We start from the raw sequence: 17,017 nt of genomic DNA, 5'->3' as shown, positions 1-17,017 counted from the left end.
CATTCTCATGCACCTCCCAGCGTTTGTCGCCAATCAGACATTCAGCCCTAATTCACCCTCCTCCTTTCTCGGGTCAGCTGTCAAAACACGTCCGGGCCGACGGTCGAAGACGCGATCCGCTCCCGCACCCCGCGGCCCCCGCTCGGAGGGCCATGCCTCCCGCTCGCCTTTCGGATCATGCCGGCCTGGCCATACTGTCCGGATGGATGCACAGGCCAGGGAGGATGCCCGACGGTGGCTGGAGGAGGACGGCGTAACGCAGGTTGGCGACGACGAGTGGATCGACAACGAAATTCCGGAGAGACTGCTCACCGCCCACGACGTCGCGCAGTCCTGGGCAGGACTGGCCTTCACCGACGAGCGCCTGGACACCGCCGGGCAGCTGCGGTTGGCCTTCGCGCTGCTGGATCTACTCGACGAGTACTGGGTGACCTGCGAGATCCGCTTCGCCGACCGGGGCCCGGACGGCCCCCTACCGCCTGAGGTCCTCTGGGACGGCTATCGACGGCGTCTGGAAGCGCCCCAGGTGGCCGACGCCGTGACCTATTCACTGTGGGTCGACTGGTTCGAGGACCGGAATACTTCTGCGACCGCCTTTGCCGAAGTGCTCGGGCACGACGTCCACCACCTGCTGACCGGGACCCCGGATGCGCTGCTTCGCCGAGCTCGCCGGGTCCTGGAGTGCTCGGGTCCGGTCCCCTGGTCGGCGAAGGAGACTGCGTATGGCATCGCCGCTCGCATCCCCGCGCTGCACCCGGCGCTCTTCAAGGGCCTGCTGAGCAGTTACCACGACTTCTACGGTGACCTCGAACCGTCCGCCGCGTTGGACCTCCTTGCCGAACTGGACCTCCCGGCAGACACCGTGCACCTCGCGGAACTGCGCACCGTACTCACCGCGGGACACAAGAACCACTGTCAAAGCCCCCATGCGTGGGACGAAGCTCTGCGGACCGGTCCATAGGTCGTCCTCTCTGTGGATGGTTGACTGCGGTGGCCGTGGAACGACCGTGGTTCGTGCGGCGGCTACGACCGGGTGCCGGAGCGCCCCGACAAGCGGGTGGACAGCACCTGACCCAGCGCCAGCACGCTCAGGCCGAACATCAGGATGCCCAGGGGGACATGGAGCGACGGCATGTGCGCGATGCCCAGCACCACCTGCACCGAAGCGAGTACGAGGAAGCCGGACGCGTACAGGATGGGGCGGGGCGCGCCGCCGCCCGGCCGCCACGCCAGGATCGCGGCGAGCACGTACAACATCGATGCGCCGTACATCACGCGCGCTCCGGCGCTGTGCAGTACCCCGCCGTAGGACGAGGACAGCAGCAGTCCGGCGGTGACCGCCTGGAAGAAGATGGCCAAGGTCTGCAGGGCGATCGCAACCTGCAGGAACGTGAGGCTGCTCTGTTCTGCCGTCGTCCGTGTGGCCATGACGCGGTCCCCTCTTCTGCCTCGCGGCGGTGGATCCGTAGTGTCTCGGCAGTCCGACGACGTGGGCCCGCGAAATGTGAGGCGAAGCGCCGACCTCACAGTCCGGTGCGGTGTTTCGTCGAAGTGTCGAGAGCGGAAGCGGACGAGGAACCAGGGAGCGGTCGCAACCATGAGCACCCCATCCGAGCCAGGGCATGACCGGACCGAGCCCGGACTGAGCGCGATCGTCGGCGAGCGGCGCCAGCTGATCAATCTCGCCTACCGGCTGCTCGGTTCGCTGGCCGAGGCCGAGGACGCCGTGCAGGAGACCTACGCCCGCTGGTACGCGATGTCGCGGCCACAGCAGGAGGCCATCGAGTCGCCCGGCGCCTGGCTGACGACGGTGGCCGGCCGCATCTGCCTGGACATGCTCGGCTCGGCGCGGGTCCGGCGCGAGCGCTACGTCGGCGAATGGATACCCGAACCGCTGCCCGACCGTACGGAGTGGTTCAGCGGGCGGGCGGGCGGCGGCAGGGCCGAGCCGGCCGACCCCGCCGACCGGGTCACCCTGGACGAGTCGGTGAACATGGCCTTCCTCGTCGTACTGGAGTCGATGACGCCGGCCGAACGCGTGGCGTTCATCCTGCACGACGTCTTCCGGTACCCCTTCGCCGAGGTCGCCGAGATCGTCGGCCGGACGCCCGCGGCCTGCCGGCAGCTCGCGTCCTCGGCCCGTCGACGTATTCGCGCCGCGCAGGCTCCGGCGGTTCCGACGGCCGGGCAGGCCGGTCTGGTGCGGCATTTCAAGGAGGCGTGGGAGGCCAGGGACATCGAGGCCCTCGTCGACCTCCTCGACCCCGACGCCACGATGATCGCCGACGGCGGCGGCCTGGTCGGCACCGTCCTCCGCCCGGTCGAGGGCAGCGAGCGCATCGCCCGGTACCTGATCCACATCGCGGGCAAAGCCCCTGGGCTGACGCTCCTGGAGCGGACGGTCAACGGCCGGCCCGGCCTGGTCGCCCAGCACGCCGGCGTCACCGTGACCGTGGCAGCGTTCAGCCTCACCGGCGGCCGCATCGCTCGCATCTGGGCGGTCCGCAACCCGGAGAAACTCCGTCCGTGGACCGAGAACGGACAGAGCTGACCCGGCGCCATGAATAACTGATGCGGCGAGATGAAGCGCGAGGACGGCACGGACAGGGCCCGACCCGGAGGGCCGTGGACAGCATGTACGACGCCATCGATTCGGCGCCGGACGGCCCACGGACGGCCCAGGGCCGGTGAGAAGCCGTAGGGCCGACGGTTCGCGACCGTCGGCCCTACGGGTCGTCTCGGCGGGACACCCGCCCTGACCTGTGCTTACAGCACCGGCAGGTTCTTCCGCAGCTCGAAGGCCGTGACCTCGCTGCGGTACTCCTCCCACTCCTGCTTCTTGTTGCGCAGGAAGAAGTCGAAGACATGCTCCCCGAGCGTCTCGGCGACCAGCTCGCTCCGCTCCATCAGCGCGATCGCCTCGCCCAGGTTCTGCGGCAGCGGCTCGATGCCCATCGCGCGCCGCTCGGCGTCCGACAGGGCCCAGACGTCGTCGTCGGCGCCGGCGGGGAGTTCGTAACCCTCCTCGATGCCCTTGAGGCCCGCGGCGAGCAGCACCGCATACGTGAGGTAGGGGTTCGCGCCGGAGTCGATGGAGCGGACCTCGACACGCGAGGAGCCCGTCTTGCCCGGCTTGTACATCGGGACGCGGATCAGCGCCGAGCGGTTGTTGTGGCCCCAGCAGATGTACGAGGGGGCCTCGCCGCCCGAGCCGGCGGTGCGGGCCGAGCCGCCCCAGATGCGCTTGTAGGAGTTGACCCACTGGTTGGTGACGGCCGAGATCTCCGCGGCGTGCTTGAGGAGACCGGCGATGAAGGAACGCCCCACCTTGGAGAGCTGGTACTCCGCGCCCGACTCGTAGAACGCGTTCCGGTCGCCCTCGAACAGGGACAGGTGCGTGTGCATCCCGGAGCCGGGGTGCTCGGAGAAGGGCTTCGGCATGAAGGTCGCCTGGACGCCCTGCTCCAGCGCGACCTGCTTCATGACCAGGCGGAACGTCATGATGTTGTCGGCGGTCGACAGCGCGTCCGCGTACCGCAGATCGATCTCCTGCTGGCCGGGCGCGCCCTCGTGGTGGCTGAACTCGACCGAGATGCCCATGGATTCGAGCATCGTGATGGCCTGGCGGCGGAAGTCCATCCCGACGTTCTGCGGAGTGTGGTCGAAGTAGCCGGAGTTGTCCGCGGGCGTGGGGCGGGTGCCGTCCAGCGGCCGGTCCTTCAGCAGGAAGAACTCGATCTCGGGGTGGGTGTAGAAGGTGAAGCCCAGGTCCGAGGTCCTGGCCAGGATGCGCTTGAGCACGAAGCGCGGGTCCGCGAAGGACGGGGAGCCGTCGGGCATGAGGATGTCGCAGAACATCCGGGCGGTGCCGGGGGCCTCCGCACGCCAGGGCAGGATCTGGAAGGTGCCCGGGTCCGGCTTGGCGATCATGTCGGACTCGTAGACCCGCGCGAAGCCCTCGATCGCGGAACCGTCGAAGCCGATGCCCTCGTCAAACGCCTGCTCGAGCTCGGCCGGGGCCACCGCCACCGACTTGAGGAAGCCGAGCACGTCGGTGAACCACAGGCGCACGAACCGGATGTCGCGCTCCTCGAGCGTGCGGAGCACAAATTCCTGCTGCTTGTCCATAAGCCACATCCTTGCAGTTCAGACGGCCTGTGCACCACCGCCAGGGCGTAGGGAGGATCTTCAGTATCACGACCCGGGGTTTCGCCCAGATTACGCACCCCGTATGACATGCGGCACGCCCCCGCCACTACCATCAGCGCCCATGGGGGGCCCGCGGCACAAGCGCATCGTGCGCATCGCGCGTCCCACGGCGCTGGTGAGTGCCGTGGCGACGCTCCTCACCGCGCTCTTCATCTGTCTTGACGGCCGGGCGGACGCCCGTACGGATGGGGACCAGGGCCATGCCGGCGCCCGTCCGGGTATCACGGTCGCTGCCTCCGCCCCGGCCCGGGCCGAGTACATCTGTCCGCACGACCGTGGCGACTGCGGCCTCTTCCCGCATCTCGGTCCGGCCGTGCTCACCGCGCCGCCGGTGGACGGACCCGTGGACAGCGCCGCGCCGCCGCCCTCCCCCGCTCAGGCACACCGAGCCGCTCCGGCGCCCCGCACCGGAGCGCATCCCCGCGCCCCGGATCTCCACGTCCTTCAGGTGCTGCGGACGTAGCAGGACCGCACCGCACCCGCACCGCACGCACCGCACGCACGCACCACGTCGCACCGCGTCGCACCTCGCACCTCGCACCTCGCACCTCGCACCGCGAGCGACGCAACGACGTATCGACGTATCGACACCGCGCAGAAGAAGGACGAAGACCCATGGCCACCAAGACCAGCAGCAACGACCGCCGGGCCCGCATAGAGGAGATGCGCCGCGCCGACCAGGCCCGCGAGCGCCGCAACCGCATCATCACCATCGCGATCAGTGCCGTCGTGGTCGCCGGGCTCGTCACCTTCGGTACGTACGTACTGAACAAGCAGTCCGAGAAGAAGGAGCAGACGGAGGCCGCCGCCAAGGCGCCCGTCAAGGACGAGAAGTCCTGGGACGCGAAGAAGCTCGGCCGCAAGCACGTCCCCCCGGCGTCGTACCCGATGAAGCCGCCGGTCGGCGGTGACCACCACCAGGTGTGGATGAACTGCGAGGGCGATGTCTACGAGAAGGCGATCCCCGACGTGAACGCCGTGCACTCGCTCGAGCACGGCGCGGTGTGGGTCACCTACAACGACAAGGCCCCGGCCGGCGATGTGCAGAAGCTGAAGGACAAGGTCGGCAAGACCCCGTACTCGCTGATGAGCCCGGTGAAGGACCAGGCCGGGGCGATCATGCTCAGCGCCTGGGGCAAGCAGGTCACCGTGGACGGCGCCGACGACCCGCGGGTGGACCAGTTCTTCACCAAGTACGTCCAGGGTCCGCAGACGCCGGAGCCGGGTGCCGCGTGCACGGGCGGGCTGAGCTCGTGACCCTCAGGCTGACCCGTACGCACTGGGCCTCGATCACGGCGGTCGTGCTGGCCCTGCTGTTCGCGGGCGCGGCCACGGTCGCGTCCGCGGGCGCCGACGGAGGTACGACGACGGCGGCGACGGTACCGACGGCGGACTCCGCGGAGGCGGGCTTCGCCCGCGACATGGCGGTCCATCACCAGCAGGCGGTGGAGATGTCCTTCATCGTCCGCGACCGTACGCAGGACGAGGAGGTACGCCGGCTCGCGTACGACATCGCCAACACGCAGGCCAACCAGCGGGGCATGCTGCTGGGCTGGCTGGATCTGTGGGGGCTGCCGAAGGTGGAGTCGGGGACCGAGCCGATGGCCTGGATGTCGTCAGCCCACGCAGGTCACGGCGGTCACAGCGGGCACGACGGGCAGAGTGGCCACGGCGGGCACGAGGCGCGTGACGGTTCGCTGATGCCCGGCATGGCCACGAGGGCCGAACTGGACCAGCTCGCCGGGGCGAGCGGCAAGCAGGCCGAGATCCTCTATCTGCAGCTGATGACCGACCACCACAAGGGCGGCGTCACGATGGCGCAGGGCTGTGCCGACCTCTGCACGGTGGAGACGGAGAGGTCCCTCGCCCAGGGCATGGTCGACGCCCAGCAGTCCGAGCTGGCCCTGATGTCCGACCTGCTGAAGAAGCGGGGCGCTGCGCCCCGCGGCTGACAGGCCCCAGGTCTCCGCCCGCCCCGGGCCGCCGCACCGTCCGGGGCGGGCGGACCGTCCGGGGTGGGCGGACCGTCCGGGGCGGGCGGAGCGCCGCGTACGGCGGCCGCCCGTCGCGGTCGGTCGTCCCGTCGGGCGCCTCGTCGACGTCGGCGGTAACGTCGAAGACGGCCTTCTGTCGGGGGCCACGGCGAGCCGGGCCATCGGCAGGCTCTTCTCCGCCCGTTCGGGCAACCTTCGGGCTACCACGGGTGACGTCGGGGGACAACGGTCGTCGCGTGGGCCGCACTCAGGAGGTACGAACTCCATGACCACCGCCAAGGACATCATGCATGCCGGGGCCCAGTGGATCCCCGCGCACGAGACGCTCGACCGCGCCGCGCAGCTGATGCGCGAACTGAATGTGGGCGCATTGCCCATCGCCGACGCCGACGAACGGCTCTGCGGCATTCTCACGGACCGTGACATCGTCGTCGGCTGTGTGGCGATGGGCCATGATCCGTCGCGGATCACGGCCGGAGACATGGCCAAGGGCACTCCGCGCTGGATCGACGCGAACGCGGATGTGGAGGAGGTGCTGCACGAGATGCAGGACCACCAGATCCGCCGGCTGCCCGTGATCGAGAACAAACGGCTGGTCGGGATGATCAGCGAGGCCGATCTGGCCCAGCATCTGCCGGAGGACCAGATCGCGTCGTTCGTCGAGCAGGTGTACGCACGGGGCTGACCTGCGCCCGGTCATCCTTCATCCGCCCCTGATCCCGGTCCCGGTCCCAGTCCTGATCCTGGTCCCGGTCCCGGTCCTGATCCAGATCCAGCACCGCCCGGGCCACCGCGTCCGGGCGGTCCAGCATCATCAGATGGCCCGACGGTTCGACGGACTCGAAACGGGCGTCGCCGAGCCGCCGGGCCAGCGCGCGCTGCCGCTCCAGCCAACCCGGGGCGAACCGCCCGCGGCGCCCGTCGTACGCCGCGAGGACGGTCACCGGCGCCCCGTCCGGGAGCGGGAACCGCTCGCGCAGGGCGAGCAGTTCGGCGGCGACCGCGCGGTAGTGGGTGTTCTCCAGCAGGGCTCCCTGCAGCACCCGCGCGGTGCCGTAGCAGCGGCGTACGAGCGCGGCGGGAGCCGGGTCACCGCCGCTCGCGCGGGAGAGCCGGACCGTGGCGCGCCGGGTGAGGGGGCCGAGTGCGGCGGGCGCACCCACGGCGGTCAGTGCCGTACCGACGCCGCGCGCGACGGCCGTACGGACGGCGGGGGCGGCGGGTACTCGCGCGTGCTCCTCGATGCTGGAGTCGACGAGGACGATGCCGGACGTACGGGCCGGGTGGAGGCGGGCGAAGGCTTCGGCGTGGAATCCGGCGATGGAGTGGCCGACGACGGTGGCGGGCCGGCCGCCGAGTCCGAGCGCGTCGAGGAGCGCGGCGATGCGGTGGGCCTCGCCGGTGGCGGACGGGGGCACAAGGGCCGGTCCGCTCAGTCCGTGGCCGGGGCGGTCGAAGCGGACGACGGTGCGGTGCGGTGCGAGCAGGGGGACGACGGGGTCCCAGTCGAACCAGCTCATGGCCAGGCCGGCGCTCAGGACGCAGACGGGGCCGCTGCCTTCGACGACGACGTGGTGCGGGACGCCGCCGATCCGTACGAAGCTCACCTTGCGTGTCTCCCCTCCCGCGCCACGGACAGCGCGAGTACTGCCGGCCACCCTGCCACGAGCAGCACCTGGACGCGCTGACCGGCGCGGAGCGCCCAGCTGCCGCGGCCCGCCTCGCCAGGAGGAGTTCGAGCACCCAGGCGGCGTACGCGGCGGCGCCCAGCGCGATCAGCAGGGCGACAATGCTGGACTTTCCGAATGATTCAGAAATGATTCGGACATGATGGCCCCGCATGCGCACTGATGCGCATTCGTTGAATGTCGCAGGTGTCGTTAGATGCCGTTACGTGTCGATACGATCCATCTACCCGGACTGTATACCCGGTAGGGGTAAGGTGCCTCGTATGACGAACGACCCGAGGGCCCCGTACGGACGGCACCTACTGCCGTCCGCGGCCCTGCTGTTCGGGATATCCGCGCGGCCGCTCTGAGCGGCGGCCACGGCACCGGCAGGGGAGCGAGGGGCCGCCCGCCGCTGTCTGTACGGCCGATTCCGCCACCCCGCCGGACGATGCTCGTCGCCTCGTCGGTGCTGCGCCAGGAGGAGCGCGTCCGGCCGTCCCGTCCTGCCCGGACGCGGTGGCAGACGCACGCCTTCACCTGCCTTCACCCCACAACGAGGTGCACACAAGCCATGCGCATGGATCACACCAGTCAGACCTCCCGCACGCGTCGCTCCGTGCTCGGCGTCGGGATCGCCGCAGTCGGCTCCGGGCTGCTCGCCGCCTGTTCGAGCGGCGGAAGGGTGCACCACGGCAGCCCTGGCGCGCCCGCGGCGAACACCCCCGACGGCTTCGTCGCACCGAGCGACAGTGAGGTCGACGCGGCGCATCCGGAGCCGGTGGGACCGCTCCGCAAGCACACGTTCACCGCCACCCCCACCGCGGTCGAGCTGGGCGCAGGACGCACCTTCAGATCCTGGACGTACCAGGGCCTGCTGCCCGGCCGGGAGGTACGGATCACCGCGGGTGACACCCTGTCGCTCACCCTCGCCAACCATCTGCCGGTGGCGACCACGGTGCACTGGCACGGCATCGCCATCCGCAACGACATGGACGGCGTGCCGGGGGTGACACAGCGGCCGGTCAAGCCGGGCGAGACGTTCGACTACCGCTTCGCCGTGCCGCATGCGGGCACGTACTGGTTCCATCCCCACATGGGCGTGCAGCTCGACCGCGGGATGTATGCGCCGCTGATCGTGGACGACCCGCGGGAGCCGCTCGAGTACGACCACGAGTGGATCGTCGTCCTGGACGACTGGATCGACGGGGTGGACGGCTCGACCCCGGACGACGTCCTCGCCCAGCTCCGCAACGGCAAGCCCGCCATGGGCCACGGCGGGGGGCACGACGGCCAAGAGGACGACGGCCACGAACATGACAGGCCCGACGGGCCGCTGGGCGCCGGCGGCGGGGCACTGGCGTCGGCGTCGGCACAGGACGGGAAAGCCGGCAGGGAAACGGGCGGAAGCACCGACGGGAAGGCCCCGTCACCGTCGCCGTACCGCGGGAAGGGCCCGCGGCGGCTGATGACGGGCGCCCACAGCGAGCTGCTCGGCGGCCACGCGGGCGACGTGGCCTACCCGTACTACCTGATCAACGGGCGCACCGCGGACGACCCCACCCAGTTCAAGGCCAAGCCCGGCGACCGGATCCGGCTGCGGATCATCAACGCCGGCGGCGAATCGGCCTTCCGGGTGGCGCTCGGCGGCCACGAGCTCACGGTCACCCACACCGACGGCTATCCCGTCCGGCACCACCGGACCGACGCGCTCGTCATCGGCATGGCCGAGCGTTACGACGTGATGGTCACCGCGAAGTCCGGGGTCTTTCCGCTCGTCGCGCTCGCCGAGGGCAAGAAGGGCCGGGCGATGGCGGTCCTGCGCACGGGCAGCGGGGCGGTCCCCCCGCCGTCCGCGCACCCCGCGGAGCTGGACCGCGAGGTGCTGGTCTCCGCCCGCCGACTCGTGCCGGACGAGTCGGTCGCGATGTCCCACCGCAGGTACGACCGCCTGATCAAGATCACGCTGACCGGCAGCATGAAGAAGTACGACTGGGGCATCGACCACAGGCCCTACGACCCGGACGTGCTCCACACGGTCGAACACGGCGAGCGGGTGCGGCTCGTGGTCATCAACGCCACCGACATGTGGCACCCCGTACATCTGCACGGCCACACCTACACCCTGGCCGGCATCGACTCGCACGGCGCGCGCAAGGACACGTCGATCCTGCTGCCGCACCACAAAATGGTCGCTGACTTCGACGCGGACAATCCGGGCCTGTGGATGCTGCACTGCCACAACATCTACCACTCGGAGTCCGGGATGATGACGACCATCGGCTACCGCAGGTAGCTCTCCGGAGTCAGCACTCCGGGCAGCACGCCCGATGGGCCCGGATTCCGCCCCGCTCCCGCACCGCCGGAGCGCAGGAGTGGGGCGGCCCACACTTCCGCACCGGGACATTGCGTCAGAGAGACGATTACACTGGGCGCGTGCCTCAACTTCGCCTCGCTCTGAATCAGATCGACTCGACCGTCGGCGATCTCGCCGGCAACGCCGAGTCGATCGTGCACTGGACCCGGCACGCCGCCGAGCAGGGGGCGCACCTCGTCGCGTTCCCCGAGATGGTGCTGACCGGCTACCCCGTGGAGGACCTGGCCCTGCGGTCGTCCTTCGTGGATGCGTCCCGGGCCGCCCTGCGGGCACTCGCCGCGCGCCTCGCCGACGAGGGTTTCGGGGAGATCCCCGTGATCGTCGGCTATCTGGACCGTTCCGAGAAGGCCCAGCCGCGGTACGGCCAGCCCGCGGGCTCCCCGCAGAACGCCGGGGCCGTGCTGCACCGCGGACGCGTCGTGCTGAGCTTCGCCAAGCACCACCTGCCCAACTACGGCGTCTTCGACGAGTTCCGCTACTTCGTGCCGGGCGACAACATGCCGGTCGTCCGTGTCCACGGCATCGACGTCGCACTCGCCATCTGCGAGGACCTCTGGCAGGACGGCGGCCGCGTCCCGGCCGCCCGGTCCGCCGAGGCCGGGCTGCTGATCTCGATCAACGCCTCCCCGTACGAGCAGGACAAGGACGACACCCGTCTGGAGCTGGTCCGCAAGCGTGCCCAGGAGGCAGGCTGCACGACCGCCTATCTGGCGATGATCGGGGGTCAGGACGAGCTCGTCTTCGACGGCGACTCGATCGTCGTCGACAAGGACGGCGAAGTCATCGCCCGCGCCCCGCAGTTCTCCGAAGGCAGCGTGATCCTCGACCTCGACCTGCCGGCCGCGTCCCCCGTGCCACCGATGGGCGTCGTGGACGACGGCCTCGCCATCGAGCGGGTCGTCATCTCCGAGGAGCCGCTCCCTGCGTACGAGCCGGAGCTGACGGGCGGTTACGCCGGGCGCCTCGACGACGACGAGGAGGTGTACTCCGCGCTGGTCGTGGGCCTGCGCGCGTACGCCGCCAAGAACGGCTTCCGGTCCGTCCTGATCGGCCTCTCCGGCGGCATCGACTCCGCGCTCGTCGCCGCGATCGCCTGCGACGCGCTCGGTGCGGAGAACGTGTACGGCATCTCCATGCCGTCCAAGTACTCCTCGGACCACTCCAGGGGCGACGCGGCCGAGCTCGCCCGCCGCACCGGTCTGAACTTCCGCACCGTGTCGATCGAGCCGATGTTCGACGCGTACATGTCGTCGCTCGGCCTCACGGGGCTCGCGGAGGAGAACCTCCAGTCGCGGCTGCGCGGCACGATGCTCATGGCGGTCTCCAACCAGGAGGGCCACATCGTGCTCGCGCCGGGCAACAAGTCCGAGCTGGCGGTGGGCTATTCGACGCTGTACGGCGACTCGGTCGGCGCGTACGGCCCGATCAAGGACGTCTACAAGACCTCGATCTTCCGGCTGGCGAAGTGGCGCAACCGGGCGGCCGAGGAGCGCGGCCAGACCCCGCCGATCCCGGAGAACTCGATCGTCAAGCCGCCGAGCGCCGAACTGCGCCCGGACCAGGTCGACACCGACTCCCTCCCGGACTACGACGTCCTCGACCGGATCCTGGGGCTGTACGTCGACCGCGACCAGGGCAAGGACGCGATCGTGGCGGCCGGTTACGACGAGGAGCTGGTCGCGAGGATCCTGCGGCTCGTCGACACGGCCGAGTACAAGCGCCGCCAGTACCCGCCGGGCACCAAGATCTCGACGAAGGTCTTCGGCAAGGACCGGCGCCTGCCGATCACGAACCGCTGGCGCGAGACGACGACGCACTGACCTGCTGGTCCACCACCGTGAGGGGGCTTCCCGCGACGACGCGGGAGGTCCCCTTCGCCGTGCGGTCCAGCAGGCCTGCGGTCGCCGCGACGGCCAGGCCGACGACGGCGAGGGCCGCGCCGACGAGGGCCGGCGACGTCCAGCCCCAGCCGGCGGCGATCGCGACGCCGCCGAGCCAGGCCCCGCCCGCGTTGGCGAGGTTGAAGGCGGAGTGGTTGGAGGCGGACGCCAGGGTGGGCGCGTCCTGGGCCTTGCGCATGACCAGCATCTGGAGCGGTGTGGTCGTCATGAAGCCGACCGCGCCCAGGACGACCACGGTCACGAGGGCCGCCCACGGGATGTGCACGGTGAACGGGATGTGCACGGTGAAGCGGAAGGCGACCAGGACCAGGGCGAGGGCGGCGAGCGAGCCGTACAGGGTGGGGCGCAGCGCCCGGTCGGTCAGGGGTCCGGCGGCGAGCGCGCCGAGCGTCATGCCGATGCCGAACAGGGCGAGGACGAGCGTGACGGAGGACTCGCCGAGGCCCATCACCTCGGTGGTCATCGACGCCAGGTAGGAGTAGACGGCGAAGACGCCCGCGAAGCCGAACACGGCGGTGAGCAGTCCGAGGAGGACCTGCCGGTTGCCGAGGGCGCGCAGCTCCCGGCCGAGGCTCTGGTGGGCCTCGACGGGTACGTACGGGACGAGCCGCGCGAGTGCGGCCATGGCGACCAGACCGATCGCCGTCACGACGAGGAACGTGGCGCGCCAGCCGAGGTGCTGGCCCAGAAGGGTGGCGGCGGGTACGCCGACGATGTTCGCTACGGTGAGGCCGAGGAACATCGTGGCCACCGCCCGCGCCTGCCGCCCCTCGGCGACGAGCCGGGCGGCGACGACCGCACCGACCCCGAAGAACGCGCCGTGCGGCAGCCCCGCGAGGACGCGGCCCGCGAGGAGCGTGCCGAAGCCGGGTGCGAGCGCGGAGGCGAGGTTGCCGACCGTGAACAGCGCCATCAGCAGCACGAGCATCCGTTTGCGGGGCACGCGCGAGCCGAAGGCGGTGAGCAGCGGGGCACCGATGACTACCCCGATCGCGTACGCGGAGACGAGGTACCCGGCGGTGGGGACGGAGGTGCCGAGATCGCCGGCGACGTTGGGGAGCAGGCCCATCATCACGAATTCGGTGGTGCCGATGCCGAAGGCGGAGACGGCGAGTGCGAGCAGCGCCAGGGGCATGGAGAGAGCCTTTCCGATTAGTTCTCCTACGGAACAAAGACTCTCAGATGGATTGTTCCTGCACGTGAACGGGTGGTTGCGAAGGGATTTTCCCACCCGCCCCTCCCTGCTGACCTTCCCACTGCTCTTCCCGCTGCCCTTCCCACTGCGTCGATCGGCGGGGTGGGGAAAGGTCAGAGCCTGACGCGCGCCGCGATCGGGAGATGGTCGCTGGCCGTACGCGGAAGGGTCCAGGAGGAGACCGGCTCGACGCCCTTGACCATGATCTGGTCGATCCGCGCCATCGGGAACGACGCCGGCCAGCTGAAGCCGAAGCCGTCCCCCGCCGCACCCTGCGTCGAGCGCATCTGGGAGGTCACAGCGTTCAGGGAGCGGTCGTTCATCGTGCCGTTGAGGTCGCCGAGCAGGATCACCCTGCGCACCGCATCATGCGCGATCGCCTCCCCCAGCGCGTCCGCGCTGTCGTCCCGCTGGTTCGCGGTGAACCCCGCGTTCAGCTTCACCCGCACCGAGGGCAGGTGGGCCACGTACACCGCCACCTCGCCCGTCGGCGTCGTCACCGTCGAACGCATCGCACGGATCCAGCCGAGCCGGATGTCGACGTCCCGGGTGTCGCTCATCGGGTACTTGCTCCACAGCCCGACCGTGCCCTGCACGGAGTGGTAGCGGTAGACCGACGCGAGCGCCTTCTCGTACGCCGGGACCGCGTCCGCCTTGAGCTCCTCCAGCGCGACGACGTCCGCCCCGGACTCCGCCACCTGGCGCGCGGTGCCCTCCGGGTCGGTGTTGTCGGCGTTCACATTGTGCGTGGCGACCGTGAGGTCTCCCCCGCTGCCCGACTTGTCCGTCAGCAGTCCGCCGAAGAGATTCAGCCACACCACCGTCGGCACCAGCACCGCGATCAGCGCCGTCGCGGACCGCCGCATCAGCGCGCACACCAGCAGCACCGGAACGAAGACGCCCAGCCAGGGGAGAAACGTCTCCGTCAGGCTGCCCAGGTTGCCCACCCTGTTCGGGATCTGCGCATGGAAGATCATCAGCAGTGCGAGGAGCACGGCGCAGATCGCCAGCAGGATGCCGCGCCGCCAGATCCCCGTGTCGCCGCGCCAGCGGTCGAGCATCGCCCGGACCCGGGATCCGGGACGGGGGTCCTCCCCGCCGTCGTTCCCCGTCTCCGTCATGTATGCCTGGCGCATCCCGTTGTCCTCACTGCCTTGCTGACTTGCTGCCTTGCTGACGTACCGCTCGGCCCGCACGTCGGTGCCCGCCCCGACCCTAGGGGATGACCGACGGCTTGCGGCCGTACGGTCACGAGGACGACCTGGCGGCGCGGCGGGTTCCGATCAAGGACGGCAGCACGCCGCCTGTGACAGAACGCGCATATTGCACGTCACGGGGGACGTCACGGGGGACGTCACGGGCCGCACGTCAGGAGACCGCCGGTGGCGGCGGACGCAGCCCCTCCAGCGTCACCGAGACGATGCGCTCCGCCAGATCGTCGGCGAGCGGGGCGTCGGGCCGCATCACGGCGCGTACGAGCATGGGGCCGACGACGAGGTCGTTGATCAGGTCGATGTCGACGTCGCCGCGGATCTCCCCGTGCGCGATCCCGCGCCGCAGAATCTCCAGCACGGTCACGCGCCGGGGATCGATCACGGTCGCAACGTACGCCGCCCACAGCTTGGGGTGGCTCTTCATCTGTGCCACGACGTTGTGCAGAAGCGCGGAGGAGCGCTGCGCGAGACCGCGCACGCGCACGGACTCCAGCATCACGACGAGGTCGTCGCGGGCGGATGTGCCGGGCAGTTCGGGGTCCGGGGGCTCGATGTCGCGGAGGACCTCGACGAAGAGCTCCTCCTTGTCGCTCCAGCGCCGGTAGATGGTGGCCTTGCCGACCCCCGCCGTGCGGGCGATGCGCTCGATGGAGATCTCGCCGAGCGGTACGCCCTCCTCGAGGAGGGTCACCACGGCGGCGCGGATCGCCCGTTCGGCCGCCTCGCTGCGGGGGCGGCCACGCCGTGCCGCTCCACCCACGGTTGCAGCCCTCACCCCCGGCCCGCCCCCGCCTCCGACCGTTCCGCCGCCTCCCCCGGCGCATGCGGCGGCACCTCCAACTCCGGACGGACGCGCCCCGGAAGGTACCGGGCCACGACCAGGGCCCCCACGACTGTCACTGTCGCCGCCGCCAGCGACGCGAGGTGCATGGCGACGATGAAGGCGTGGTACGCGGGCCCGATCAGGACATCTCCGGACGGCCCGAGCTTCTCCACGACACTCAGCGTGGCCTCGAGAGACTCCCCCGCCGCGCCCTTGGCCTCGGCCGGCACGGCCGCCGTCGCGTCGAGGGTCGGCTCGATGCCGGTCCGGTACGTCGCGGACAGGATCGAGCCGAGCACCGCCACTCCCAGCGCACCGCCGATCTGCCGGAACGTGTTGTTGATCGCGGAGGCCACGCCCGCCTTCTCCCGTGGCAGCGCCTGCATCACCGTGGTCGTGACCGGTGACATCACATGTCCCATGCCGGCGCCCTGGACGAAGAAGGCGATCTCGATCGCCCACAGCGGTGTCGAGGTGTCGAAGAAGGCGAACGAGGCGAGCCCCGTGGCGATCATCAGCATTCCGGCCGTGCAGGTCGCCTTGGCTCCGAACCGGCCGACGGCCAGCCGGGCACGTGGTGCGAACGCCGACTGGGCCACCGCGAGCGGCAGGACCAGCAGTCCTGCCTCCAGCGGGCTGTGGCCGCGCACGGTCTGCAGATAGAAGACGGAGAAGAAGGCCACGCCCATCATCGAGAGGAAGGCGAGCGCAGTCGCGGTGATCGCGGCGGAGAACGCGGGGTTCCTGAAGTACGAGAAGTCGAGGGCCGGATGGTCGATGCGCAGCTCGTACAGCACGAAGGCCGTCAGCACGGCCAGTCCGCCGAGCAGGGGCAGCAGCACGGCCCGGTCGGTGAGGGAGGCGAGTTCGCCGCCGCGGATGATCCCGAACACCAGCAGGACGAGCCCGACGATGGACAGCAGCACGCCGACCGGGTCGATCCTCCCGGGGCCCGGGTCCCGGGAGTCGGGGATCAGCAGCAGCATCGCGGCGAAGCCGACGATCACCACGGGGACGTTGACCAGGAAGATCGACCCCCACCAGAAGTGCTCCAGCAGCAGTCCGCCGGTGAGCGGGCCCAGCGCGATGGCGATGCCCACGGCACCCGCCCAGATGCCGATGGCCTTCGGCTGCTCGTCCCGTTCGAACACATTCATCAGGACAGCGAGCGTGGCCGGCATGACGAACGCCGCGCCGACGCCCATCACCGCGCGGTACGCGATGAGTTCCGCCGACGACCCGGAGAACGCGGCGAGCGCCGAGCCGATGCCGAACACCACCATGCCGCAGAGCAGCGCCTTCTTGCGGCCCGTACGGTCACCGACCAGCCCCGCCGTGAAGAGCAGCGAAGCGAAGACGAGCGTGTAGGAGTTGATGGCCCATTCCAGCTCGGCCTGGGTGGCACCGAGACCCACGGGCGCGGGCGTGGCGATGGTCTTCACCGCGACGTTCAGGACCGAGTGGTCCAGCACCATGATGAGGACGGTGAACATCAGGACGCCGAGGATGGCCCAGCGGCGTCGGTGCACGGCTTCCGGTACACGGGGCGGGGCGGCTGGAGCGCCCGGTGGGATGGACATGGTCCCAGTACTTCCCGGAATTTCGATACGGGACCGTTTCGTATAGAAATATGACCG

General features: G+C 70.2%; 14 protein-coding genes and 1 pseudogene. 8 read left to right on the top strand and 7 right to left on the bottom strand.

Annotated features, from left to right (window positions below):
• Window positions 1-202: 202 nt before the first annotated feature.
• Window positions 203-961 carry a hypothetical protein gene (locus tag ACWCXB_RS21740; protein WP_450725096.1) on the top strand — a complete coding sequence of 253 codons (759 nt, stop codon included), beginning with the start codon at window positions 203-205 and terminating at the stop codon, window positions 959-961.
• 62 nt (window positions 962-1,023) lie between these two features.
• On the opposite strand, the gene ACWCXB_RS21735 is transcribed toward ACWCXB_RS21740, so the two are convergent.
• Entirely contained in the window at window positions 1,024-1,428 is a 405-nt protein-coding gene (locus ACWCXB_RS21735; protein WP_450725095.1) for a hypothetical protein, read from the bottom strand.
• A gap of 169 nt (window positions 1,429-1,597) precedes the next feature.
• Here ACWCXB_RS21735 and sigJ point away from each other — a divergent pair, with 169 nt between their 5' ends.
• A complete protein-coding gene (sigJ, locus tag ACWCXB_RS21730; protein WP_450725094.1) occupies window positions 1,598-2,551 on the top strand; it encodes an RNA polymerase sigma factor SigJ in 954 nt (317 codons plus the stop codon).
• A gap of 215 nt (window positions 2,552-2,766) precedes the next feature.
• Here sigJ and glnA read toward each other — a convergent pair whose 3' ends face one another.
• On the bottom strand, window positions 2,767-4,128 hold the full coding sequence (gene glnA / locus ACWCXB_RS21725) for a type I glutamate--ammonia ligase (RefSeq protein ID WP_450725093.1): 1,362 nt from the start codon (window positions 4,126-4,128) through the stop codon (window positions 2,767-2,769).
• A 142-nt stretch (window positions 4,129-4,270) separates the two neighbouring features.
• Here glnA and ACWCXB_RS21720 point away from each other — a divergent pair, with 142 nt between their 5' ends.
• From ACWCXB_RS21720 to ACWCXB_RS21705, 4 genes are all read left to right on the top strand, one after another.
• Complete coding sequence (locus ACWCXB_RS21720) at window positions 4,271-4,672, top strand: hypothetical protein (RefSeq protein WP_450725092.1); 402 nt, start codon at window positions 4,271-4,273, stop codon at window positions 4,670-4,672.
• A gap of 152 nt (window positions 4,673-4,824) precedes the next feature.
• Window positions 4,825-5,466 (top strand): DUF3105 domain-containing protein, encoded by a 642-nt coding sequence (locus ACWCXB_RS21715; protein WP_450725091.1) that lies wholly within the window; start codon window positions 4,825-4,827, stop codon window positions 5,464-5,466.
• A complete protein-coding gene (locus tag ACWCXB_RS21710; RefSeq protein ID WP_450725090.1) occupies window positions 5,463-6,161 on the top strand; it encodes a DUF305 domain-containing protein in 699 nt (232 codons plus the stop codon). The genes ACWCXB_RS21715 and ACWCXB_RS21710 overlap by 4 nt, the downstream gene beginning before the upstream one ends.
• A 307-nt stretch (window positions 6,162-6,468) precedes the next feature.
• The gene (locus ACWCXB_RS21705; protein ID WP_450725089.1) at window positions 6,469-6,888 is read left to right on the top strand and encodes a CBS domain-containing protein; all 420 of its coding nucleotides are present in this window, start codon (window positions 6,469-6,471) and stop codon (window positions 6,886-6,888) included.
• An 88-nt stretch (window positions 6,889-6,976) separates the two neighbouring features.
• Here ACWCXB_RS21705 and ACWCXB_RS21700 read toward each other — a convergent pair.
• Window positions 6,977-7,810 (bottom strand): annotated as a pseudogene (locus ACWCXB_RS21700) (alpha/beta fold hydrolase); the annotation flags it as partial.
• Between the two features lie 640 nt (window positions 7,811-8,450).
• Here ACWCXB_RS21700 and ACWCXB_RS21695 point away from each other — a divergent pair.
• Together ACWCXB_RS21695 and ACWCXB_RS21690 are read left to right on the top strand one after the other, a co-directional pair.
• On the top strand, window positions 8,451-10,166 hold the full coding sequence (locus tag ACWCXB_RS21695; RefSeq protein WP_450725088.1) for a multicopper oxidase family protein: 1,716 nt from the start codon (window positions 8,451-8,453) through the stop codon (window positions 10,164-10,166).
• Between the two features lie 140 nt (window positions 10,167-10,306).
• Entirely contained in the window at window positions 10,307-12,067 is a 1,761-nt protein-coding gene (locus ACWCXB_RS21690) for an NAD+ synthase (protein ID WP_450725087.1), read from the top strand.
• Here the strand turns inward: ACWCXB_RS21690 and ACWCXB_RS21685 are convergent.
• The 4 genes from ACWCXB_RS21685 to ACWCXB_RS21670 all read right to left on the bottom strand — a co-directional run bounded on the left by ACWCXB_RS21685 (window position 12,033) and on the right by ACWCXB_RS21670 (window position 16,960).
• Window positions 12,033-13,283, bottom strand: a complete 1,251-nt coding sequence (locus ACWCXB_RS21685) for an MFS transporter (protein ID WP_450725086.1) — start codon at window positions 13,281-13,283, stop codon at window positions 12,033-12,035. The two genes, ACWCXB_RS21690 and ACWCXB_RS21685, sit on opposite strands and share 35 nt — an antisense overlap.
• A 173-nt stretch (window positions 13,284-13,456) precedes the next feature.
• Window positions 13,457-14,404: an endonuclease/exonuclease/phosphatase family protein gene (locus ACWCXB_RS21680; RefSeq protein ID WP_450725164.1), complete on the bottom strand. Its 948-nt coding sequence runs from the start codon at window positions 14,402-14,404 to the stop codon at window positions 13,457-13,459.
• Between the two features lie 307 nt (window positions 14,405-14,711).
• Window positions 14,712-15,317 carry a TetR/AcrR family transcriptional regulator C-terminal ligand-binding domain-containing protein gene (locus tag ACWCXB_RS21675; protein WP_450725085.1) on the bottom strand — a complete coding sequence of 202 codons (606 nt, stop codon included), beginning with the start codon at window positions 15,315-15,317 and terminating at the stop codon, window positions 14,712-14,714.
• A gap of 11 nt (window positions 15,318-15,328) precedes the next feature.
• Window positions 15,329-16,960, bottom strand: a complete 1,632-nt coding sequence (locus ACWCXB_RS21670; protein WP_450725084.1) for a DHA2 family efflux MFS transporter permease subunit — start codon at window positions 16,958-16,960, stop codon at window positions 15,329-15,331.
• Window positions 16,961-17,017: the final 57 nt, after the last annotated feature.

It is taken from the genome of Streptomyces sp. NPDC001514 (genome assembly GCF_053597075.1).
Note: the sequence above shows the minus strand (reverse complement) of the source record. Positions and strands in the feature narration are given on the sequence as shown.